Here is a 23410-nt window from a genome sequence, read left to right as displayed (position 1 = left end):
ACACTTTACGACAACTTTTTTGCAGTTTTTTTAATTCGTTAGTAAACCGTGTGTACATTTATCGAAATAGTGTCTTTTAACCGTAAAAAAGGCATCCCTGAGCATTGTCAGAGACGCCTTGATAGCTTTATTCTACTTTTTCTTGTTCTTTCTGGCTGAGACTTTTGTATTCTTCACTTGCACCTTTTCTTCCGGTTTAATTTCGCCTTTCGCTACTTTACGTGCATAACGCTCTTGTCTGGATGCCTTATTATATTTCGGCAGCACAAGCAGCTGATAGGCATTACATAATAACAGCGGGAAAATAGTGCAGTATAACCACGTTGTATCCTCTACTCTTAAAAAAGGGATGAGTTCCACTGTTGTCATTACAATCATAAAGAACATCGCCGGAATCACAACATTCGTTTTCGTCAGCTTCACTTTATAGTAACTGACAATGACAGCCGCTATCAGTATTAATATTGGAATCCAGATAAAGTGCTGAATATCGCCGGCATGTCTGCCGAATCTCAAATAACGGAAATAGATCAGATCAAACAGTGCAAAAATGGTGATGACCGCCTGAATGGGATTCCACGCTGAGCGGAATATACCTGCTCCCAGCTGATGAATAAATAAATAACTGAAATATGCAAGCTGACTGATTGATGCAATTAACAGGCCATAGCCGATAAACCAGATGAATGCTGCTATAAAGTCGCCGAACTGTCCTTTAAATAAATAGACAGTCAGACGGTCATATCCAAATATGAGGCTGACAAGCAGCGTTGCTATCAGTCCAAGCAGCAACGTCATCCCATAAAACTTACCTAAATTTCTTATTGTCACAGCTCTGCCTCTCTTACTTCTCTGTTTTCTCTATAACCTTCGCCGCCATATTTCTGTAAATAATGCCGAGCGGATGGTCCGCTGCATAAACAGATGGGGCAAAGTCATATTCATTCCAGTCAGGCTGTGCAAGCGGCAGCTGACCGATCAATTCTGTATTCAGCTCGTTAGCTAGTTTCTCACCGCCGCCTGTACCAAAGACATATTCTCTATTCCCGGTTTCACGGCTTTCAAAGTAAGACATGTTCTCTACAACGCCGAGAATGTCATGATTAGTATGGAGCGCCATAGCACCGGCACGCGCAGCAACGAATGCTGCAGTCGGATGCGGTGTTGTTACGACAATCTCTTTGCTTTTCGGCAGCATCTCATGCACATCAAGTGCCACGTCACCTGTACCCGGCGGCAGATCAAGGAGAATGTAATCAAGCTCGCCCCACTCTACTTCCCGGAAAAAGTTGTTGATCATCTTGCCAAGCATCGGCCCGCGCCAGATGACCGGTGTGTTTTCCTCGACGAAGAATGCCATCGAAATAACTTTGACACCGAAACGTTCAACAGGCACAATCATCTGCCCGTTGATTCCTGGACGTGACGTAATACCCATCATATCCGGTACACTGAAACCGTAAATATCCGCATCGACAAGCCCGACTTTTTTGCCGAGTCTTGCAAGTGCGACAGCCAGATTGACAGAGACCGTCGATTTACCGACGCCACCTTTACCAGAGGCGATTGAGATAAACTCTGTATTCTTCAGTTGACGCTCAATCTCTGAACCTGTCTCTCCGCGGAACTGTTCAAGTGCTGCATCTTCCAGCTGTTCAAATCTCAAACCGACTGTACGCGCACCATTAGCTTTCAATGTTTCCACGATCTTAGTCTGCAAGTCAAGCTGCGGCTGCCCGCCAAGCTTTGCCATAGCAATCTTCACACTGACATGCTCTTTCTCTTCTTTAATAGTGACTTCTTTGATGCCGCCTGTTTCTTTCAATGGAAGATTGATGATTGGATCTGCGATTTCCCCAAGCAGATTTGTTGCCGCTTCTATAGTTAACACATTCATACGCCCCTTTAATTATTCATTACTATAAGGATAACAAAAAACACGTCCTTTGTATAAATGTATTATATGACAAATTTTTAACTACTTTAGGATTGAAAGAGTATAATTAAGGTTATTAACAACCATACTCAGACAATCAGGAGGAAGACGATGATACTCAACCACACAATCATGCAGTATTTTGAATGGTACACAAACGGCGACGGCAACCACTGGAATCGACTGAAAGAAGATGCAGCAACACTGAAAGAACGCGGTATAGACGCCGTATGGATTCCCCCGGTCACTAAGGCTGACAACAACCAAAACCCGGGTTACAGTGTCTATGACCATTTTGATATAGGAGAGTTCGACCAAAAAGGCAGCGTCCGCACAAAATATGGCACGAAAGAGGAATTAAAAGCAGCGATTCAGGCATGCCACGACAATGACATTAAAGTATATGTTGATGTGGTTATGAACCACAAAGCTGGTGCTGATGAGACTGAAGTGTTCCAAGTAGTTGAAGTAGACCCGGAGAACAGAACCGAAGTGATTTCAGAACCATTTGATATAGAAGGTTACACGAAATTCACTTTCCCCGGCCGTAACGGTAAATACAGCGACTTCATCTGGAACTATACGCACTTTAACGGCACAGATTACGATCATGCGACCGGTAATACAGGTGTCTACCGTATTCTCGGAGAAAATAAAGGCTGGAATGAAAATGTCGATGACGAAAAAGGTAACTTCGATTACTTAATGTTCAGCAATATCGACTACAAGCATCCAGATGTCAGAAACGAAATGATTGAATGGGGCAAATGGCTGATAGATGAGCTTGGTATTGACGGCATGCGTCTTGATGCGATCAAACATATCGAAAGTTACTTCGTCCGTGACTTCGTGCAGGCGATGAACGAACATACGGATAACAACTTCTACTTTGTCGGTGAGTTCTGGCGCGCTGATGTTCAGACGAATGAAAGCTTCCTTGTCGACGCTGACTATTCTCTTGATTTATTCGATGTCGCGCTCCACTATAACTTAAAAGAAGCATCAGAAGCAGGTGCGGCCTATGACTTAAGAACGATCTTTGACAACACGCTCGTTAAGGAAAATCCATTAAATGCAGTGACATTTGTCGACAATCACGATTCTCAGCCGGGAGAGGCACTTGAGTCGTTCGTCAAAGACTGGTTTAAGCAGAGTGCCTATGCGTTAACTTTACTGCGTTATGACGGCTTCCCGGTCGTCTTCTACGGTGACTACTACGGCATCGCAGGTGACGCGCCGGTTGAGGGCAAACAGATGGCTATCGATCCACTCCTCTATGTCCGTAAAAAGAAAGCGTTCGGTCAGCAGGATGATTACTTTGACCACGAAAATGTTATCGGCTGGGTAAGACGCGGGGCGAAGGAAGTTGATCATTCCGGCTGTGCAGTCATCATCAACAGCGGCACAGAAGATGCGGAAAAAATAATGTTCGTCGGTAAAGAGCGTCAAGGACAAGTGTGGATTGACTACACGAACACACGTGACGAGGAAGTCATCATTGACGAAGAAGGAAACGGCCTGTTCAAAGTGAATCCGGGCAGCGTCTCTGTCTACTGCCAGAAAGAAGAATAACAACAATTCACGAGAAAAAGGTGACGGCGTATAATAGCCGTCACCTTTTTCATATTGTCAGTCATCATTCTTCTGATTTAAATTCTCACTGTCCGGATAAAACAGTTCTGTCAGTGCATAAAGTATGCCGATGATCACTAGAATGACAAAATAATTGATCTTAATATATTCGTAATTCAAATGCACAAACAAATAAAAAATCGTCGTACTGATAAACACAACTAATGAATGAAACTTAAACCCTTGCAGCAACGAGTGCTCAGGATAATTCTTTTTCAGCTCATCAAAAATAAATTCGATGAATACAAGAAGAAAATAGCCGGTCAGCATATAAGAGCCATAATAGAATAAATTATCTACAAAGCTCTGATTGTAAGTAAACTCAGCCAGCTTCCAGTAAATCAAAATACGGCTTAAACCAAATAAACCGAAAGCAACCATTACTACAAAGGTGATGCCGGACAATAATACGATAGCTGTGATCATCAGCAGTGATAGCAGCGTCCTGCCATTGACTTTGAAGCCCTTCACTCTATCCCTTCTTCCTGAATCTGTTGACGCCTATATATTAACATAGTCTGACGTTTCTTAATAAATAGTACTATACACAATATCTCCGTCAACGACAGTCATAGCGACTTTAATTTGATGAATATTAAACGGGTTGATGGTGAAAGGATCCGCCTCGAGTATGGTGAAGTCTGCAAGGTAGCCTGCTTTAATGAGCCCGTTATCCGGACGTTCTGCTACAGTCGCTGCAAGCTCCGTATACAGCCTGACAGCATTGAAGACCGAAAGTGCTTCGTCCATCGTATACTGCACTGCAGCGTCAAACGGCCGGCGGTTCACCGCTGCATCTATTCCGACCAGTGGATTGAAGCTCTCAATCGGTGCATCTGAGCCGCCGCCGATAATTATGCCTTTATTAAGCAGTGTCTGCCAGGCATAAGCGTAAGTCAGCCGCTCTTCACCAACCCGCTCGATTGCCCATGGAAAATCTGATGTCAGAAATGACGGCTGCACGTCACAAATAATCGGCAGCTCCGCCATTCTGTCTATCAGGTCTTCAGCAAGAAAACTCACATGAATGAGCCGGTCGCGTCCTGACCGCGGCGGATACTTCTCAACAGCATCAAGCACCATTTCACAGGCACGGTCGCCGATCATATGGACTGCGACTGTTGCACCGTAGCGGCGTGCTTTCTGCACTTCTGCTTCCAGTTCCTGCTGCGTATAGATCGCAAGTCCTGAAGTTTCCGGCGCATCGCTGTACGGTTCACGGAACAGTGCTGTTCTGCCGCCGAGCGCCCCGTCTGCATAAAACTTCATTGAATCAGCTTTTATCCAAGTATCATACGTATAGTCGGATGCCATCAGTTCCTCAAATATAGATGTATGGCGCAGCAGGTTCAGCCGCAGCTGCTTCTTACCCTTGCCGAATGTATGTTGATAAGCGCGGAAAACATTATGAAAATTATTATAATAACCGAGGTCTTCTGTATGGATGGCGGTCAGCCCGACTGCATGCATAGCGTCTGCTGCCCGTTCCATGTGACGGGACAATGATTCCTCCGTCTCATGCACGCTTGCATTGACGAACAGTTCCATCGCATTGTCGTGCACCCAGCCATTCAGCATTCCATCCTGCCGCTCAAAATGCCCGCCTTCCATATCTGCAACGTCTTCACTGATCGCTAAAGCATTAAAGGCCGCACTGTTGACGATAGCTGCGTGACGGCAGATGCGCTTTACAATCACTTTATGTGACGTTACTGCATCCAGTTCCCTGCGTGTCAGCTTATGATTCAGCTGATTGTCATCGTAGCCTTCGCACACAAGCCAGCTGCCCTCAGGTAATGCTTCCGCGGCAACTGCTATCTTCTTCATGACGTCATCAATCGAGCGGTCATCTCTGAAATCAATACCACCGAGCGCCATACCTGTACCGACGAGATGAATATGCGTATCAATAAATCCAGGAAACATTACCCGGCTCTTTAAATCAATGTATTCAGCGCCATCAATCTCCGGTGTCTCCTCAAACAATGCGACAATCCGGTTACCTTCCACACCGACAGCAGCAACTGTTCTGCCTTCTTTGTCCATCGTGTAAATCGTACCATTATAATAAATCTTCATATGTGCCCCCTAACAAAAAAAGATATACTATCGCTAGTATATCTCTTAATGATTGAACTGACTATAACGGTAAACCTAATGCTTCAAAAGTGTTGCCGCCACGTATATCACCTGACTCAAAACCTTGATTGAACCATTTCATCCGCTGCTCACTTGATCCATGAGTGAATGTATCTGTATTGACGCGGCCTGTTGCCTGCTTCTGCAGTGTATCATCGCCGACAGCCTGTGCTGCTTTGATCGCTTCTTCAATGTCGCCTGCTTCAGTGACACCCATCTCTTTCTCATAATGGGCATACACACCCGCATAATAATCGGCCTGCAGTTCCATTGCTACAGAATATTTATTAAATTCTGTTTCACTTAACTGCTGTCTCAGACGATTGACTTTGTCAGCGACTCCCAGCTGATTCTGCACATGGTGACCTACTTCGTGCGCGATAACATAAGCCATCGCAAAGTCACCAGGCGCCTGGAATCTCTGATCCAGTTCATCCATAAATGATAAGTCAATATAAAGCTTCTCATCCGCCGGACAGTAGAATGGACCCATATCAGAGCTTGCATTACCACATCCTGTTTGAATACCTTGAGAAAATAAAACCATCGTCGGCTCTTTATATGTCAGACCTTCCTGCTGAAATAAATTATGCCATACTGTCTCTGTATCTTTCAGAACAACACTTGCAAACTGCTGCCGGTCGCTCTGACCGGATTCACCCGTCTGCTGCTGTGTCTGCTGAGGCTGCTGTTGACTAGAAGAACCGCCGCCGAGAATATCAGAGGGATTGCCGCCCATCAGCATATAAATAATGGCAATTATAATCCCGAGACAGCCGACACCGCCACCTGTTGCCAATCCGCGGCCGCCACCGCCGCCGACATTTTCTACATTGGAGCTTCCTTGCCTACCTTGCCATTCCATAATGTATCCCCCTATAAAATAAGCTGTTAATGAATAACTTATTGTTTAATACCCATTATAGAATAATTATTATCATCTAAATCTATAAAATTTAAAGGAGAGCCAGCACTTAAACGGCTGCCTCTACTTTATTAGTCTTGAAATGCTTTAATTTTATCGATGGACGATAAGCCTTTCGTCACTAAATACTGGCCACCGAGATGCGCCTTAATGACAACGAGTTCATTGTTCGTCTCTTTGCCATACACTTTCTGGACATAATATTTCGTTACAGGTTTCTTTAGTTTCTTATCTTTTTCCTTCGTCACGACGTCTTTCATGACAAAGCGTTCCGGCAGCCATATATGATTTTTGTATGACGGATAAACCTTCACATGAAGCGGATCACCATCGACAAGATGGTCGGCCTTGTTAAGAAACCCGCTGTACTGGAATTCTGAAGCTTCGGGTTTTTTCGTTTCAGGCTGCTCAGTCGTCGGCTGCTCAGTTTCAGGCTGTGATGCTGCCACCGGTAAATTCCCTTCAGCCAGATGTTCCACTGGCGTTTTGCTGATCGTCTCCAGCTGTCCTTTAAATGTCTCACCTTTTACTGCAGAGCTTGTCACCTTCAGCTTCATATTAGGCTCAAGAAACTGCATGTCATAACGGTTGGCAGTTCCATCTATATAAAGTGCATCCATACTTAACGTGACGACCGGCTTGTACTGGCTGCTGCTTGTGAATGACTGCAGTTGTTCCTCGTTGACGGAAAGCACTGTGCCGTCTGCTCCTGCTTTTACCGTCAAGTCATCAATCTGCTTAACGATTCTCTTCTGTCTCTCCTTAAGAATATCGATGTTATTCTCAGCTTTCGTCAGTTCGGAGTCCAGCCAGTTCAACTGTGCATTAATTGTTGCGGTGTCCCTCGCAGCAGCTGTCAGTTTCTTGTCCTCATAAGCTGCAATCTGACCTCTCACCTGCTCTTTAGCGACCCGTCTATTATCCAGCTGCAGTTCAACTTCTGTCTCATCGTTGTTCAATCGTTCATCAATATAGGTGAAGAGCGGATCCCCTTTTTGGACTTTATCTCCTGTCTGCACGTGCATCAGTACAGGTTCCTTCTGCGAAGCCCGCAAATAATAGAAGCCGAGCTTCTGCCGAGCTTCTGCCTTAGTATTGATGACATGATTCTTCATCCGTTCATCAATATCGAGCGTGTTATTCGCATTCATTGCCCGGAACGTCATAAAAATCCCGCTTATGATGATAAGTCCAAGTATTACAAGTGTTAATATTACCGGCCAGAACCAACTCTTTTTCATATACAGCCCTCTGCATCATATTTTTTCATTTAGTGTAGCAATAAATCATAGTGTTATTATTAAGTGACGCTAAATTATTTGTAAATTATTTGATGAGTCGGTCATCATCTGACTTAATATGTGAATTGAAGTCTTTCATATTCTGACGTTTGACTGACTGATGATAACGGTAGAGCAGCAGCAAAAAGACAAGCCCTACCAATAAAGACACATAGCCCATAAAAGTCAGTTCACCGCGCCCGGCTCCTATAATATAGTAATAAGCAAAATAAAAGTTGAGCAGTGCGATGACGCTCATCCCGATATACGGATACATCCAATCACCTACAATATCCCGTTGTCTAGTAATGCCTGACGTGCCGTCTCTATGCTGTCTCTGCCTTCTTTATTTTTCAGCGAACTGAACTCTGAATGTCGTTCAACTTGTAATGTGCAAAACGACTGTGCATACTGAAAAATATCGAAGTAGAACTTCTCAAATTTCAACGTCTCTTTCTTCACAACTTCGAAGTCTTCATCAAGCTGCGCCAAATTCTTGATTGCTAAGTGGTAGGGCAGCTCTTTCTGTGACGCTTCCTGCAGAAAGTCCAGTCTAAAAATATGGATGCCGATGTTGGCGTTCTTGAACGTATTCTCCATACCTTCCGGCAGTTCTGTGTATTCCATCACACGCTTCTTATCATCGACCATAATGACGCGGCCGACACTTTCTGCTTCAAGCGGTGCGATGGTCTTTGTTGTCACGTCTGCATTTGATTCGACAGCAAGACCACATAATACAGGGTCCAGCACTTTGACCAGCACATTATCAATGTTATTTAAATATACGTGAGTGACACCTTGTTTGTTCATTCTATTATATATGCCGGTAGCAGCCATCGCCTCAAAGACACCACCGTTGCCGTTCGGTGCTGTCAGCAATGTGCTGCCTGCGTTCAGCAGCAGTTCCCCTGCCGGAGATAATGCGACAATATTCGGCTGCTTGAAGAAAGTAACTGCTGAATCCGGGTAGCCGAAATAATCATGACGGCTGAAGAACTCAATTGTTTCGTGATGATTAATGTCACTTGTCATAACATACCAGGGCACAGTGACGTTCAGCTGTTCATTCAGGCGGAGCAGCTGATCGGCCTGCATCTGGAAGAGGCTGATGCCGTCGAATGAGAAGGTTCCTTTCGGCCCTTTATGAGCAAGCCGTGTCCCTTGTCCACCGGCCATTAACAAAGCGGCAAACCTGCCTGCCTGAATCGCCTCAAGTCCAAGCTGTTCAAGTTCCTGAATGCGGGCATCCGACATATCGCGCTTCACTTCAGCTGCTACATCTGTCACTTCGCCTGCTGGTGCTGCCACATGACGATTCACATATACTTCTTCGTACAGCGCTTTGATTTCTTCTAAATCAAGCGCACTGAGTTCCTGTTCAAGATTATTTTTTTCACTTTCAGACATCATGGTCATCATTTCAGTGATGAGATGATGATGATATTTTGGTAAATCCTGAATATTAGCCATAGTTTCTCCTTTGAAATACATAATTTCTCTTCCATTATAATTTGTTTAAGTCGTTAGTGCATTATAAATGTATCCACTCGAGTGTCCGGTGGAATATTTCTGTATAGAGCAGATAAGCGGTCAGCAGTGAAAACGTCGTCGCCAGTGATAAATCCATGGCACCGCCGGTCTTGAAAGTCAGCGGCAGCGTCACTTTGTAATCGAGCGGAAACAATAAGGCCACTCCTCTCGGTGTCATCATATCAAGCAGAATATGGCTCGCTATTCCGAGCATCGCACATATGATATAAGTCAGCTCAATGTTGCTGAGCGTCATCAGCACCGCAATAATAGCCATAAACAACAAAGAATGCGTGAGCGTCCGATGCCCGAAGAAAAAATTAATCAGTCTGCTCAGCAGTTTGAACTCCCTGCCGATCTTGCTGCCTGAATGGCAAATATCAGGGACCAGGCTGAAAACACCGGTCGTTCCGATCATTACGGCACTTGTGCCGATATCATGTGATGTATTAATCGCATAGGCGGTCCCGAGCAGAATGCCGAAAGCCGCATGAGTTTTACCTGTCATAATCGATTCCTTTCCTGACAATAAAAAATCTACTTCTTCGCTGATTGAGGAGTAGATTTATTATTGGTTTTAATTAAGGGGCCACGTCGGGTTGAGGTGCTTCTGTCGACAATCCGCCCGGCTTTATTATCTCTGTGGAAACCGGCTGCTCTGTCGCCGCCTCGCTCGATGGAGACTCAGTCGTCGGCGTTTCAGTTGCAGGCTCAGGCTGCTCTACTGCTTCACACTGCTTGTGCTGACAAATGTAGCCTTCTGCCGTCAAGTTATTCCACGCTCTTGAATATTCCACTGAATTTTCGATGTCAGTACATGTTTTAGTATCAGCCATACTTGCCTCTGTCAAACATGATCTTGCTTGATTATATTTATCAGTATCCAGCCCTTCAGCCGTGCTTGATTTTTTGCGTCCACGTTCTTTAGCCGCTTCAATCTTCTTCCGGGCATCATCTGATTGCTTGACCTTCACTTCTACTTTAGGTGTTTCTGTCGTTCCGTCCGCGTTCACAGTTTTTTTGTCTTCAGTCTTTGGCGTGCTGTTACAGGCACTAAGTAAGACTGATAAACTTAACAGCAGCAGTATTAGTTGTTTCATCAAGTCTCTCCTAACATACTGTATTTATCTATTATACTGATTATCCGGAAAATGTGAATTTATTTTTAGTACACCTCACTATATCTGTTATGATAATAGCATTACTAAAGGAGTGAAATCATGTCAGAACAACAAAAAGGTATCATTTTTGCGGCAACCAGCTATCTGTTATGGGGTATACTTCCCTTTTACTGGCGTCTTATCGGCGGTATCGGTGCCTATGAAATTCTTGCCCACCGGATTATCTGGTCATTTGTCTTTATGGTTATTTTAATTGTGGCACTCGGAAAGACGACAGCGCTCAAAGTTCAGACGCTTCAGCTGCTGACGAACAAGAAAACTGCCATCAGTCTATTTGTCGCAGGTGTCGTCATCGCTTTTAACTGGGGACTCTTCATCTGGGCGGTCGCCAATCATCATGTGCTGCAGGCAAGCCTCGGTTATTATATCAACCCCCTGATGAGTATACTGCTCGGCATGATTTTTATGAAGGAGCGCTTTTCAAGAGTAGAATGGACTGCCATCATACTGGCAGCGCTCGGCGTTCTCTATATGGCTTTGTCCATTGGTGAGATTCCTTATATCTCGCTGCTGCTGGCTGTATCATTCGCCCTGTACGGGCTGATTAAAAAGAACGTCAAGATGGATGCGATGTTCACGATTCTTCTTGAATGTCTGGCCACACTGCCGTTTGCGCTTGCGGGGATATGGTACTTGAAAGCTGTCGGCATGAGCAGCTTCGGCTATAACAAAGACAGTGGCATTCTGCTGTTTTCAGGCATATTGACAGCTATTCCGCTGATCTTGTTCACAGCAGGCGCCAGACGAATTCCGCTGTCACTGATCGGCTTCCTTCAGTATATCGCTCCGACGTTAATGTTCATTCAAGGCGTCTTCCTCTATAATGAAGCATTCAGTATGACGCACCTTGTCACTTTCGCCTGCATCTGGTTAGGTCTTATCATTTACAGCTGCGCTAAATATCAGCAGTACCGCACGCAGCGAAGACTATCGGCGTAATAGAGGACATCATTTTGTGCTTCAATTACGTTCAAAAAAAGTTAAAAACGTTTAATTTCGTTTAAGCGTGTCACTTAAATTGTAAGCGAATGCAAAATACAGTATATTAAAGCTATAAAAATGATAAGGATGTGTTTAGCAATGGCAATGAGAGTAACTAAGAATGATAAAGAAGTAAGCATCAAATGGCGTGTAGCAGATATCGTAATTCCTAACGAGGATATCGTAAGTGTTAAAGAAGACACTAACATTTACGCGAGCACGAACGAAGACGAAGCTAACGTTGTGAGAATCGGTTCTACTTTCGGCAAAACCAATCGCATTCTTTTAGATACTAAAGATAAACACTACATCATTTATACGCATAACGACAAAAAGATTCTTAATGAATTAAGCAAATAATTGACGGCCATCCATTATGGATGGCTTTTTTTGCGTCGTTCATTCATATGATTAGTGTTTTGCCGCCTACTTTTGATACGATGAGACTAGCAGAAGGAGGTTGAACATGGAAAACTTATCAGGTAAATCAGCATTGATCACCGGCGGCTCGCGCGGCATCGGCCGTGCAGTCGCACTGAAACTTGCAAGTATTGGTGTCAACATCACGATTACGGGACGTAACTATGAGTCACTGCAGGAGACATTAGCTGCCGCTGACCAGTATGATGTGGATGCGGCAGCTATCGTCGCGGATATGAAGAACAAAGATGATATTAAAGCGGCTGTCAATCATACGATTGAAACGTTCGGCCATATTGATATTTTAATCAACAATGCCGGCGTGATGGACAATGCATTATTTCTCGATACGACTGAAGAGATGTTCCGCGATCTTTTTGAGACGAATGTCATGGGGCCTTATCACATGATGCAGCAAGTACTGCCGCAGATGATTGAACGAAAGACCGGTGATATCGTCAACATCGCTTCTATGTCTGCCGTCAATGCCTCTGAGCAGACAGCCGCTTATTCAGCGACTAAGTTCGCACTGACGGGGCTGACAGAAGGTGTGATGAAAGAAATGCGCAAACATAATATACGTACATTCACTATCAATCCATCTGCTGTGCTGACAGACTTAATCGGCGAACCATCACTTGAGCGGGATACAATGATCCATGCAGAAGATGTCGCAGATGTCATCGTCAGCCAGCTGCAGCTGAACCGCAGAGTTTTCGTGAAGACCAATCAAATTTGGGCGACAAACCCACAGCAGAAATAATAGGAGGAACTTTATATGTTTATCGTCACTAACCGTATCAAAATGAAATCCGGCTTTGCGGAGAAAATGGCACCGATGTTCACTAAAGGCGGCGCTATCGAAGAATTAAAAGGATTCATCAAAATTGAAACATGGTCTGTCCAAAACAATGAACATGACGAGCTTCATGTGAACACCTACTGGGAAACACTCGAAGACTTTGAAGCGTGGAAAACATCTGATGCTTTCAAGCAGGCGCACAGTCGTCCATCAGGCGGCGGAGAAAAAGGCGAATCACCAATGCTCGGCTCAGAACTCGTCATCTCAAAACTTGAAACAAAGTTAGAGAAATAATTCAGTTTTAGACTGATTATAATAAAAAGTGGCCTTCAGATGCTGTCTGAAGGCCACTTCTCGCTCAATTTCAGAGATTTCTTAGAATTTTGGCCTTCAGATGCTGTTTGAAGGCCACTTCTCGCTCAATTTCGGCGATTTCTCAGAATTTTGGCCTTCAGATGTTGTTTGAAGGCCACTTCTCGCTCAATTTCAGCGATTTCTCGGAATTTTGGCCTTCAGATGCTGTCTGAAGGCCACTTTCTGTTATATTATTGCTTTAAACATAACAAACTCCCTGCAGACAGCTTCTGCAGGGAGTTTTCTTACGCTTAATTTTTGCTCGGACTATAAAATGAAATGCCCCATCAAGACGATAATCGGTAAGATGATAATCGTTCTAATCAAGAAAATAGCGAATAACTTAGGCAGGCTGACCGGAATTTTAGATCCCAGTATAACGCCCCCTACTTCTGATAAATAAATCAGCTGTGAAATACTCAGTGCTGCTACGACGAAACGCGTCAGTTCACTGTGTACATCAGCGATTAAAATCGCCGGCAGGAACATGTCGGCAAAACCAATCAGAATAGTTTCTGAAGCTGCTACTGCTTCTGGTACATTCATCAGCTGAAGAATCGGTACAAATGGTGCACCGACCCATCTGAAGAATGGTGTATATTCAGCAATCATCGTTGCCAGTGTTCCGATACACATAACAACAGGCAGCACCGCAAACCACATATCCATTACGGTACGTGAGCCGAGTGTCAGCAGGCCTTTAACATCCGCGCCTTTAATTCCACGTTCAACAGCGTTTTCAAAACCATATGTAATCGCATTATGCGTATCAGGTGTTACTTCGCTTAAGCGTTTTGTGGACCCGTTAGAGTAAGAATCGGCAATTTGTTTAAGCGGCCAAATTCTCGGTGTAATCATTGCTGCAACTAAACATGATACAATGACCGTGAAATAAAAATAGAAGAAATGATTCATTAAGTCTACTTTTTTTGCGATAACGATAGCAAATGTAATCGATACGACTGAGAAGCTGGTTGCAATGACTGTCGCTTCACGTCTTGTATAAAATCCTTCATCGTATTGTTTCGATGCCATCATGACACCGACTGTGCCATCACCGACGAATGACGCCAAGTTCTCAACCGCTGAACGACCCGGCAATGTAAATAGTGGTCTCATCACGCGTGAGAACATCGGGCCGATAAATTCAAACAGTCCGTAGTCCATTAGTAACGGCAGGAAAATGCCGGCGAAAAAGAAGACGGAGATTAAAGTCGGCAGTAAGCCGTTATAAATCAGTCCACCTGTCTCTTCTGTATTGATCCACGGTACATTCAAGTTAAAGTAGATGATGGTCGCAAATATACCACCAATGACGCGGATGAGCAGCCAGATCCAGTTCACTTCAAACAGATTTTTAAAGAATGACGTTTTCGCATTGCGTGTCAGTGAAAAATAAATCGTCAGTAAAATTGATAAAATAATAACAATATAAATTAACGTCGGCATAAATCCACCAATCAGATTTTTGAATTTATCCGCAAGCACTGCAACTGGCAGACTTGTTTCACCATTGATCTTCAATGGCGTCATAAAAAGAAATATCCCGATCAGAGATGCGATGATGAACTTCCATAAACCTTTCTTACGTTGACTCTCTGTATATTCGTTCATAAAATCCTCCAAAATTTATTCACTTTAAGTAATAAAAATACATTAACATGTTTATAATAACACATTAAAAGTATTAATATGCATTATTTTAACTAAATATTCTTTATCCATTTAAAGTGTTGTTCATACACTTACCATGAATGATTATACATGCAAATGAAACCGTTTACAACACAAAATAAACTGAAAATTAAATGTTTGCATAATAATATAACGTTTTTATAATGACAAAAAAACCCGGATGGATATGTTTCAATCCATTCGGGTTTAGAGCAGGAATCATTAATTGATGTGGACATCCGCCTGTTTGTAGTACAGATTTTTCGGCGCAATGTTCGGATGTAGTTTCAGGTTACTTTTCACGAGCTTCCAGTCGTTCTTATAATAAAAAGCATTGGCGCGTACATCATGAACATCTGCTGTTAAGTAGTAACGTCCCGGTTCGGCAGTCAGTGCTGCCAGCAGAGCAGAGCCGGTGCCATTCTGCCGGTAGCCCTGCTTCACAGCCATTGAAACGACTTCAAATGAGCTGTTCAGCACTTGCTGCTCATCAGCAGTGATAAACTGATCAATCAGTCCGCGATAAAACTGGTCCGCAGCGCTCATATAGCCGAACAGAAATCCGGTCACGATGCCGCTATTTGTGCTGACCAGACATCTGAATCCTTGAGTCTCACTATACTTCTTCATGTCTTCACATAATTGACGCATAGAACGCTTATCATCAAAGTTTGCGAGATGAAGTGCTGCAATGTCTTCAACATAATCGGGTAGTTCAACATTTGTTAGTTCTTTAATCATCCCTACCAATCCCTTCGTCAAACGATATATTAATCTTCAAAGATGATAGATTCGAGCATCTCGATTTCCTGCACGCTCATCTCTTCTCCAGCGTTTTTGAAGTTCTTCTTCGCCAGCTTGAAGTGCTCTTTTGCCTCATTCTGGTTGTCCTGTGCTGCATTCAGTTCACCGAGTGCCCGGTGGATGGAACCAATGCCAAGTGCGTCTCCTGCTTTTTCTGCAAGTTGAAGCGCCTCTTTCAAAATTTGTACAGCTTCCGTGTATTTTCCTTCCTGCATATAAACGTAACCGAGCTCATAGCGATTGACTGATTTGAGTAAGTCATCGTCAGCGAAGTCAGTGCTGATGATAGCTGCTTCTTGTGCAAAATAATCTTTTGCTGCTTCAAACTCACTGTCCATGCGGGAGACAATGCCGAGTTCATGAATAGCTGCATACTTGTCTTCAGCGGACTCTGCCCCTTCCAGCAGCCGCTGATATACTTCTTTCGCTTTTTCCAGGTTGAGCTTCAATGTATAGAAGTAACCGAGTGCGCTTAAATATTGAGTATAATCTTCGTCTTCAGGCTTGACATTGTTTTTCAAAGTCGCGAATAAACGTTCCGCTTCTTTCTCGTCTCCTTCATGAAACGCTTCAAATGCCTGGTCGATCGTCGTATTGATATCCATAGTATGTCCACCCCGTAAAATTAGTTGTTACTTAAATTTTAAACCGTGCAATATCGAAAGTCTATTATAAGCGATAAGTTTAGTGAATATTCTTGATAATACGTGTATTATTGTACTTCTGGCAGTATTTGTTATAATCATCATACGACTGAACAGAGAGGAATCATATGTCATATACTAAACTATTTACATTTATACTCAGTATTTTCGTCGTCGGCATGGTGGAGCTGATGATAGCCGGCATTTTGACGCTTGTCAGTGATGACCTGCATATATCAGAAGCGCTCGCAGGACAGCTGGTGACAATCTATGCCTTTACTTTTGCGTTATCAGGCCCGCTGCTTGTCAAACTGACCGAGAAGTATAACCCGAAATGGGTGCTGCTCATTACAATGGGTGTCTTTATAATCGGTAATGCCATTAATGCCGCCGGACCGACATTTGCAGTCATTGTAGTCGGCCGCATCATCGCCTCGGCTGCCGCTGCGCTCATTGTCGTCAAGCTGCTCGCACTCACCGTCGTCTTAAGCCGGCCGGAAGTCCGCGGCAAAATGCTCGGACTCGTCTATATCGGATTCAGCGGTGCCAATGTGTTCGGCGTACCGATCGGCACTAAAATCGGTGAACTCTTCGGCTGGCGTGCAACGTTCTGGATGATTGTCGCTGTCAGCTTCATCGCTGCAGTACTATTGATGTTCCAGCTGCCGAGCAGAATCGCACCAGTATCACCAGCAACTGCCGGTAAGGTGAAATCAAAACTACTTTATCCGAAAGAAGCAGCTAAATATATTTCCATCACCTTTTTAATACTAGCAGCTAACTCAGCTGTTTTCACATATATCAGTCCCATAATGATCAACGGCGGCTATCATTTATCAGAAGTATCCATCGCCTTATTTATCGCAGGTATCGGCAGCATGACCGGCACAAGCCTTGGCGGGGCAATGACTGATAAACTTGGCAGCCGAAAGTGGCTGCTGCTCAGTATAGCTATCTTTATTCTATCCGTGTTACTCCTTAATGTGACGTTACCTGTCTACTTGCTGCTGCTGCTTATTATTCTGACGTGGAATTTATCAGAATGGGGGACAAACCCCGCCATCCAGATGGGTATCATCAATCAAGTAGAAGGCGATACGAGTCAGATCATGGCTTGGAATATGTCAGCATTAAATGCCGGCATCGGTTTCGGCGCATTAATCGGCGGTGTACTGGTTGAATATTTCGCACCGTCATTCAGCACTTATATCGCTGCCGCACTCGCTATTATCTGTCTGTTAATAGCGACGACTATTAAGAGATAGTCAGTATTATATCGGAATTTTGGCCTTCAAACTGGTTTTGAAGGCCACTTCTCTTTAATTTTCGGTGATTTCTCGGAATTTTGGCCTTCAAACAGCTCCTGAAGGCCACTTCTCTTTAATTTTCAGCGATTTCTCGGAATTTTGGCCTTCAAACAGCTCCTGAAGGCCACTTCTCTTGTCACTTTAAATAAGATAACAGCAGTTCTCTATCTTCCTCAAATGACAGGCTTAAATTCATTAGTCTATCGTAATCTATCCAGGCAATGTCATGAATCAGCTGGTCGGGATCATGAAACGTCCGATCGCCCCCTGTTATTTCAACTAAATAGTAGTTGATCGTCACTTCAAAGTCTTTAACAGTCGTCTCTTTAGTCTTCACAAAGCTTTGAATGGCTGCATGATAACCGGTTTCTTCATATATTTCACGAATGCAGCATGCTTCAAATGTTTCTCCTGCTGCTAAGCCGCCTGACGGAACAGACCACAGCTTTTCTTCGTCGGCTGTTCCCTGCAGGACCATCAGTAATTTCTTGTCCTGTAGACAAATGCCGGCTGAACCTTTAAATGCTTTCATGCCATCTCCTCCTTTCCTCTATACTACCAAAAAAGCACACCCTTAAAGAGTGTGCTTTTGTCATATTATGCTGTTTCTTCGTATACCGGCACCCAGCCTGCTTCATCCACAAAGATACGGACGGCAACGACTTTGCGGTTGTCTGCCAATGTAAAGTAATGACGGATGTTCGGTGGTACTGAGATTAAATCTCCTGGATTTAAATGAACTTCAAAGAACTCACCGTCTTTGCCCTGGATGACAAAGACGCCGTTTCCGCTGACAATCAATCTGACTTCATCATCCGTATGATGGTGTTCACGATTGAAGTTCTCGAGCAGCTGCTCGATGTTCGGTGTCGCTGATGATAAGCTGATGACGTCACTTGCCTTATAGCCGCGGCGCTCGCTGATATCCGCAATTTCTTCTTTATATGTATCAAGGATCGTCTGTTTGTCTTCATCTGACAGCTGATAGTTCTCGACTAATGCTTCCGGCAGCTTTGTCGTATCCCACTGTTCGTAGATCACTTCATTGTTCTCCAAAAATGATTTAACTTCCTCAGGATTTGAAAATTCTCTACCACTTTGCTGTAATTTTATTGTTGTCATTTAAATACACTCCTCTGTTATAGTAGTTGGCTTGATTTAACTTCAGTTGGTAATCGAATAAAAACTCTGCCGCTTCCAGCAGCTTGAAAGCTTGCGCGGCATCTTTCCCCCATACGTTGATGCCGTGGTTCCATATGAGTATGGCCCCTTTATCACCACGAATATGCGGTTCAAACAATGCGGCCAGTGTCGGAATGTCGGCTGGATTATCGATGATCGGAATCACAAGTTCGTCTGTCTCCTCCCACAATCCGAATGCTTTAATCAGCTCCTGGTTTTTGAAGCGGATATTGCCGTGCGCTTTATAAACGCTGGAGATAACATTGTTGTTGACTGTATGTACATGTAATGAACAGCCGGCGTTTGTCTTCTCAAATATCTGCAGATGAAGCAATGTTTCCAGCGATGGTCTGAGAGAAGTATCAATCGGTTCGCCGTTATTAGTCACATGGACGAAGCTGTCGTCTGTTGTGTCATATTTGTCGATGCCGCTCGTCGTCACGAGCAGACTGTCTGAATCGTAGCGGACTGCAAGATTGCCGCTTGTTCCGGGGAACCAGCCTCTGTCAGCGAGCCGTTGTTTGACGGCTGCAAGCTCGTTCCACGGTTGACTGCCGATAATCACTTCATCACCTCCTTTAATTGAATCGTTATATCATCAAATGTCTCAAACGGATAGAAAGCTAAATCATGGGCTTCAGCATAATCCGTCAGTTTGTCTGTCGTAAATAACAGCGCCGCTTCATGAGCCGCCAGCCGGTCTGTCAGACTGTCGCCGATGACAATCACGTCACTCGCCTCATGATTCACCGCGCGCAGTATCGACGGCTTGCATGTCCCGCATGCTTGACTGTCACATGCCTCGTCGCATGGATGACTCCAGTTGACCGCCATATAATCGCCTGACATATCGACGTCATTCGCAAATACTTCTGTCACACCGCGGAAGCGGCTGAGTATCGGATCGATGAAGAAGTGCATGCCTCCGCTGACAATATAGAACGGAATATCTTCAGCCCGAGCAAAATCCAGCAGCTCCTGAAATCCTTGACGGACCGGAATTTCATTGACGGCATAGTCAATGATGTCTTCTTTCAGTGCCGTAGGAATGAGGGCAAACAGTCTAGTAACTCCTTCTTGAACAGAGATATCATCTGCAAGAATCTGTCTGATGATCGGTGCGCTCTCGTCAGGGACAAAGCGCTTCATAATAGAGACGATTGTATCTTTTGTCGTCACGGTGCCGTCAAAGTCACAGCAGATTATGAACCCCATAATGTCACCGCCTGCTCGTAGGCACTGCCCGTTGTACCGCCGTAATACAAGTCAATCGCTTCAGTAAATGCAAGGCCACCAGCCGCGGCACCTTCCGGATGACCATGAACGCCGCCGCCCGCATTGATGACTTGATCCACTCCGTAGCTATCAATCAGCTTATTGACGAGTCCCGGATGAATGCCGGCAGACGGTACAGGAAATGCCGCGCTAATCGGCAGCGTCTTCACACATTCAGCAACAATCGCTCCGGCTGTCTCCTCAGATAAAGTTACCGAGCCGAACGGTGCCGGAAAAAGCACTAAATCCGCACCAGCAAGACGCGTCAGTTTCGCGAGTATCAGCGGATAACTCAGACCGTAATCCGGACTGCCGGCAATCGCACCGCTGAACGCCGGATGCGCCATAAGCGGCACGCCGAGCTCAAGTGCCCTCAAACCTTTCAGTACATCAAGACCGTAGCTGTGCACATTGAACAAAAATGCCCGTGCGCCGAGTTCAACCCCGCGCCTTGCTTTTTCCGGCAGGTCGAACACTGGTCCTGATAAGTTCACGGCATAAATAACTTTCCTGCCGGTCTCCTGCTCCACTTCATCAAGTACACGGTTTGCAATTTGAATGCGCTCTTCAAACGGCAGTTCAGGCACGTCATACAAAATTTCATCGTCTTTAATCAGATTGACACCACCAAGTGCCTGAGCACGCAGCTGCTCCTCAAAGAACACTTTGTCCCGGCCGATGATCCCTTTAAATATACTCATCACAAGCGGCCGGCCGGCTACCCCGAGTAATTCTCTAATGCCTTCAATTCCGAATGCCGGCCCTTTGAAATGACGATAATAATCAGCTGCAAATTCAAGGTCTATCAGCTTCACTTCACCGTCCAGTGACAGCTTGCCGAACACTGTCGTTATAATAGAAGAAAAGTCCGGAGTGACATTGGATTCCGGATAGCCGATAACGACTTCCAGTAAATTTTCTTCCAGTACTTTCTTCTCGATGACCTGACCTTTGAACCGTTCCAGATGGTCACGGTCTTCAGCCGTCAAATCCGTCCAGCTGCCCACTGTCAGTCCGATCGCCAGCTTCTCAGCGACTGCGTCAATCTTCGATTCAGGCTGCCTGATGTGGTAAGTTGCGTTGATGGTCATGTCGTAATCTCCTTCTTCTCAAATAGCTGAATGATCGTTTCTTTATTTGCTTTGATAATGCCATGTTCTGTCGCAATGCCGGTGATCAATGTATGCGGTGTGATGTCAAAGGCCGGATTATAGACGGGAACGTCAGGGATGCTGAGTGCCTGCTCATTGAACGTGGTCACTTCTACGCTCTGCCGTTCTTCAATCGGGATACGACTGCCGTCAGCGAGAGAAATATCAAACGACGGGGTCGGCGCAGCGACGTAAAACGGCACATTGTAGTAGTTCGCACAGATGGCGAGCGGCATCGTGCCGATTTTGTTCACTGTATCACCGTTAGCCGCAATGCGGTCACAGCCGACAATGACTGCATCAATCTTCCCCTGCTGCATGAGTGTCGCAGCTGTGGAGTCCGTGATAGTTGTCACATCGATGCCCGCCTGACTGAGTTCGTAGGCAGTGAGTGCACCCTGCAGTCTTGGTCTCGTCTCGTCAGAGTAAACTTTAATGTTCCAGCCGCGCTCATGTGCGAGATACATCGGCGCTGTCGCTGTACCGTATGCGGCTGTCGCCAGTGCACCGGGATTGCAGTGTGTGAGCAGGGTTACGCCGTCATGCAGCACTTCAAGCAGATGTTCACCGATGCGGCGGTTAATCTCCGCATCTTCTTTAAAAATGTCGTGAGCCGCCTGCTCCAGACGCTGAATCGTTTCTGCCGGATTGTCACTCACGAGCGGCTTCAGCCGGTTCAATGCCCACATTAAATTTACCGCAGTCGGCCGTGTATGCCAGAGGCGGTCAATGACATTCTCCATATAGTCCGTAAAGTGCGCGTCACCTGCAAACTGACGCGCTCCAATGACAGCACCGTATGCAGCTGTCATACCGATAGCGGGTGCACCGCGGACGATCATCTCTTCTATTGCCCGGGCAATCGTTTCGTAATCCGTGTAATCACGGTACACTGTCGCATGCGGCAGCTTCGTCTGATCGAGCAAAGTCAGCACGCCGTCGTTGTAGCTTAATGCATTGATGTTCATGCGACCTGCACCTCATAATCGTTATAAATGGAGAAGAGCGATGGATAGACTCTCGCTTCTTCTGGATACTGCACTAAAAATTTCGCGAACTTCAGCAGCTGCACTTCTTTCTGCAGACGGACGTCAGCAGAAAGTGATGTGATGTCACTGACTTTTGCGAGACCGACGATGCGTCTGATGATTTCCAGGCCTGCGATGACGTGTGCATCCCGTTCTATTTCTCTTATGTAACTTGCAAACACTTTCTCCTGCTTCAGTGAGACGTCACGCGTTTTATCTTTCAGAAGTTTGAGCGCACGACTTTTGAAATAGGCCTGCACTTCATTGATGACTGTCTCGATATAATGCGCCTGCGTTAAATCATGCTGTGCTTCGGCATGTGCATAGGCGAAGAAGAGGTGCGCAATGACATTGCCGACATCATAACCCGCCGGCCCGAAGAAGCCGAACTCCGGATCGATGACTTTTGTGCTGTCGCGATTTACAAACACTGACCCTGTATGCAGGTCGCCGTGGATCAGCGCTTCTGCTTTGTTCATAAACTTCAGCTTCGCCTGCGCCACTGCGACTTTCAGTTCTTCGTCGTCGTACAGCAATGACTGAACAAACGGCGCAAGCGTCTCGGACACTTCGTTACGGTGATTGTTATCATAGAACGGCTCTGTATAGACGAGGTCTTCTGATATTTCGCATAGTTCCGGGTTGATCATCTCCTGCTGCAGTGCTTTCTTTTCTTTCGGGTGAAGGACAAAGTCTGATGTATTAATCAATGTCTCTGCAAGGTAGCGTCCTAAGTCTTCCCCGAGGTTCGGAAATGAATCGCCGGTGTTCAGCGCACTGCGCAGTATTTTATGGTCGGCTAAGTCCTCCATAATGACGCATTTCATCGTCTCGTCTACTAAATAGACGGTCGGCGTTAAATCCGGCACGAATGAACCGTGAACTTCCAGCAGCTTCCCTTCGCGTATCGTGCGGTCGGTCGACAGTACAAATTCATCCGAAATACGTGCTGTACGGCCGGAATGTTTGACGATGACGGACTGCCCTTTACTGTCTTCAACACGGAAGACGTAGTTCAAATTACCGTCACCGATTTCCGTCGCAATGAGCTCGTCGCTACCGAAAAATTCGGTTTTATGGCGCACATAAGCTTTGACCGCTTCCTCATCCATTAGAAAATACTCTTCAAACTGACTCATTTCTTCACCTCATCTATTTTTTT

The 23410-nt window shown here is 45.1% G+C and carries 26 protein-coding genes; 6 read left to right on the top strand and 20 right to left on the bottom strand.

Features of this window, described 5'->3' with window-relative positions; all coding sequences use genetic code 11:
* Positions 1-132: 132 nt before the first annotated feature.
* Together KFV11_RS01945 and salA are read right to left on the bottom strand one after the other, a co-directional pair.
* Complete coding sequence (locus KFV11_RS01945; RefSeq protein WP_149459710.1) at positions 133-831, bottom strand: KinB-signaling pathway activation protein; 699 nt, start codon at positions 829-831, stop codon at positions 133-135.
* Positions 832-844: 13 nt separating this feature from the next.
* Positions 845-1897 (bottom strand): iron-sulfur carrier protein/transcriptional regulator SalA, encoded by a 1053-nt coding sequence (salA, locus tag KFV11_RS01940; RefSeq protein ID WP_254250205.1) that lies wholly within the window; start codon positions 1895-1897, stop codon positions 845-847.
* A gap of 150 nt (positions 1898-2047) precedes the next feature.
* Here salA and KFV11_RS01935 point away from each other — a divergent pair, with 150 nt between their 5' ends.
* Complete coding sequence (locus KFV11_RS01935; protein WP_254250204.1) at positions 2048-3508, top strand: alpha-amylase; 1461 nt, start codon at positions 2048-2050, stop codon at positions 3506-3508.
* A gap of 57 nt (positions 3509-3565) precedes the next feature.
* Here the strand turns inward: KFV11_RS01935 and KFV11_RS01930 are convergent, their stop codons facing one another.
* The 8 genes from KFV11_RS01930 to KFV11_RS01895 all read right to left on the bottom strand — a co-directional run bounded on the left by KFV11_RS01930 (position 3566) and on the right by KFV11_RS01895 (position 10545).
* The gene (locus KFV11_RS01930) at positions 3566-4039 is read right to left on the bottom strand and encodes a SepA family multidrug efflux transporter (RefSeq protein ID WP_246143154.1); all 474 of its coding nucleotides are present in this window, start codon (positions 4037-4039) and stop codon (positions 3566-3568) included.
* Between the two features lie 57 nt (positions 4040-4096).
* Complete coding sequence (locus KFV11_RS01925) at positions 4097-5647, bottom strand: amidohydrolase (protein ID WP_254250203.1); 1551 nt, start codon at positions 5645-5647, stop codon at positions 4097-4099.
* 61 nt (positions 5648-5708) lie between these two features.
* Entirely contained in the window at positions 5709-6572 is an 864-nt protein-coding gene (ypfJ, locus tag KFV11_RS01920; RefSeq protein ID WP_254250202.1) for a KPN_02809 family neutral zinc metallopeptidase, read from the bottom strand.
* A 131-nt stretch (positions 6573-6703) separates the two neighbouring features.
* Entirely contained in the window at positions 6704-7798 is a 1095-nt protein-coding gene (locus KFV11_RS01915) for an efflux RND transporter periplasmic adaptor subunit (RefSeq protein WP_254250201.1), read from the bottom strand.
* A gap of 160 nt (positions 7799-7958) precedes the next feature.
* Entirely contained in the window at positions 7959-8189 is a 231-nt protein-coding gene (locus tag KFV11_RS01910) for a hypothetical protein (protein ID WP_149459704.1), read from the bottom strand.
* Positions 8190-8197: 8 nt separating this feature from the next.
* Positions 8198-9385 carry a UTP--glucose-1-phosphate uridylyltransferase gene (locus KFV11_RS01905; RefSeq protein ID WP_254250200.1) on the bottom strand — a complete coding sequence of 396 codons (1188 nt, stop codon included), beginning with the start codon at positions 9383-9385 and terminating at the stop codon, positions 8198-8200.
* Positions 9386-9446: 61 nt separating this feature from the next.
* Positions 9447-9953, bottom strand: a complete 507-nt coding sequence (locus KFV11_RS01900; protein WP_149459702.1) for a metal-dependent hydrolase — start codon at positions 9951-9953, stop codon at positions 9447-9449.
* A gap of 73 nt (positions 9954-10026) precedes the next feature.
* The gene (locus KFV11_RS01895; RefSeq protein ID WP_254250199.1) at positions 10027-10545 is read right to left on the bottom strand and encodes a hypothetical protein; all 519 of its coding nucleotides are present in this window, start codon (positions 10543-10545) and stop codon (positions 10027-10029) included.
* A 120-nt stretch (positions 10546-10665) separates the two neighbouring features.
* On the opposite strand from KFV11_RS01895, the gene rarD reads away from it, so the two are divergent.
* From rarD to KFV11_RS01875, 4 genes are all read left to right on the top strand, one after another.
* Positions 10666-11565, top strand: a complete 900-nt coding sequence (rarD, locus tag KFV11_RS01890) for an EamA family transporter RarD (protein ID WP_367305176.1) — start codon at positions 10666-10668, stop codon at positions 11563-11565.
* Positions 11566-11706: 141 nt separating this feature from the next.
* The gene (locus tag KFV11_RS01885) at positions 11707-11967 is read left to right on the top strand and encodes a SunI/YnzG family protein (protein ID WP_149459699.1); all 261 of its coding nucleotides are present in this window, start codon (positions 11707-11709) and stop codon (positions 11965-11967) included.
* A gap of 106 nt (positions 11968-12073) precedes the next feature.
* Entirely contained in the window at positions 12074-12790 is a 717-nt protein-coding gene (locus tag KFV11_RS01880; protein WP_254250198.1) for an SDR family NAD(P)-dependent oxidoreductase, read from the top strand.
* 15 nt (positions 12791-12805) lie between these two features.
* Positions 12806-13123 (top strand): heme oxygenase, encoded by a 318-nt coding sequence (locus KFV11_RS01875; RefSeq protein ID WP_149459697.1) that lies wholly within the window; start codon positions 12806-12808, stop codon positions 13121-13123.
* 327 nt (positions 13124-13450) lie between these two features.
* On the opposite strand, the gene KFV11_RS01870 is transcribed toward KFV11_RS01875, so the two are convergent.
* The 3 genes from KFV11_RS01870 to KFV11_RS01860 all read right to left on the bottom strand — a co-directional run bounded on the left by KFV11_RS01870 (position 13451) and on the right by KFV11_RS01860 (position 16266).
* Positions 13451-14797 carry a YjiH family protein gene (locus KFV11_RS01870; protein WP_149459696.1) on the bottom strand — a complete coding sequence of 449 codons (1347 nt, stop codon included), beginning with the start codon at positions 14795-14797 and terminating at the stop codon, positions 13451-13453.
* 282 nt (positions 14798-15079) lie between these two features.
* Complete coding sequence (locus KFV11_RS01865; protein ID WP_254250197.1) at positions 15080-15598, bottom strand: N-acetyltransferase; 519 nt, start codon at positions 15596-15598, stop codon at positions 15080-15082.
* Positions 15599-15627: 29 nt separating this feature from the next.
* Complete coding sequence (locus KFV11_RS01860) at positions 15628-16266, bottom strand: tetratricopeptide repeat protein (protein ID WP_149459694.1); 639 nt, start codon at positions 16264-16266, stop codon at positions 15628-15630.
* Between the two features lie 167 nt (positions 16267-16433).
* On the opposite strand from KFV11_RS01860, the gene KFV11_RS01855 reads away from it, so the two are divergent.
* Entirely contained in the window at positions 16434-17570 is a 1137-nt protein-coding gene (locus tag KFV11_RS01855; RefSeq protein ID WP_254250196.1) for an MFS transporter, read from the top strand.
* Between the two features lie 178 nt (positions 17571-17748).
* On the opposite strand, the gene KFV11_RS01850 is transcribed toward KFV11_RS01855, so the two are convergent.
* The 7 genes from KFV11_RS01850 to mtnK all read right to left on the bottom strand — a co-directional run bounded on the left by KFV11_RS01850 (position 17749) and on the right by mtnK (position 23387).
* A complete protein-coding gene (locus KFV11_RS01850) occupies positions 17749-18144 on the bottom strand; it encodes an NUDIX hydrolase (protein ID WP_254250195.1) in 396 nt (131 codons plus the stop codon).
* A 65-nt stretch (positions 18145-18209) separates the two neighbouring features.
* On the bottom strand, positions 18210-18734 hold the full coding sequence (locus tag KFV11_RS01845; RefSeq protein ID WP_149459691.1) for a cupin domain-containing protein: 525 nt from the start codon (positions 18732-18734) through the stop codon (positions 18210-18212).
* Positions 18703-19359: a methylthioribulose 1-phosphate dehydratase gene (gene mtnB / locus KFV11_RS01840; RefSeq protein ID WP_254250194.1), complete on the bottom strand. Its 657-nt coding sequence runs from the start codon at positions 19357-19359 to the stop codon at positions 18703-18705. The genes KFV11_RS01845 and mtnB overlap by 32 nt, the downstream gene beginning before the upstream one ends.
* Positions 19356-20009, bottom strand: coding sequence for an MtnX-like HAD-IB family phosphatase (locus KFV11_RS01835; protein WP_254250193.1), 654 nt, complete (start codon positions 20007-20009; stop codon positions 19356-19358). Before KFV11_RS01835 ends, mtnB begins: the two co-directional genes overlap by 4 nt.
* The gene (locus KFV11_RS01830; protein ID WP_254250192.1) at positions 19997-21160 is read right to left on the bottom strand and encodes a 2,3-diketo-5-methylthiopentyl-1-phosphate enolase; all 1164 of its coding nucleotides are present in this window, start codon (positions 21158-21160) and stop codon (positions 19997-19999) included. Before KFV11_RS01830 ends, KFV11_RS01835 begins: the two co-directional genes overlap by 13 nt.
* A complete protein-coding gene (mtnA, locus tag KFV11_RS01825; RefSeq protein ID WP_254250191.1) occupies positions 21157-22188 on the bottom strand; it encodes an S-methyl-5-thioribose-1-phosphate isomerase in 1032 nt (343 codons plus the stop codon). Before mtnA ends, KFV11_RS01830 begins: the two co-directional genes overlap by 4 nt.
* Positions 22185-23387 (bottom strand): S-methyl-5-thioribose kinase, encoded by a 1203-nt coding sequence (gene mtnK, locus KFV11_RS01820; protein ID WP_149459686.1) that lies wholly within the window; start codon positions 23385-23387, stop codon positions 22185-22187. The genes mtnA and mtnK overlap by 4 nt, the downstream gene beginning before the upstream one ends.
* Between the last annotated feature and the right edge of the window lie 23 nt (positions 23388-23410).

Origin of the sequence: Macrococcus equipercicus, from assembly GCF_024205945.1 — a bacterium.
GTDB lineage: Bacteria > Bacillota > Bacilli > Staphylococcales > Staphylococcaceae > Macrococcus > Macrococcus equipercicus.
Note: the sequence above shows the minus strand (reverse complement) of the source record. Positions and strands in the feature narration are given on the sequence as shown.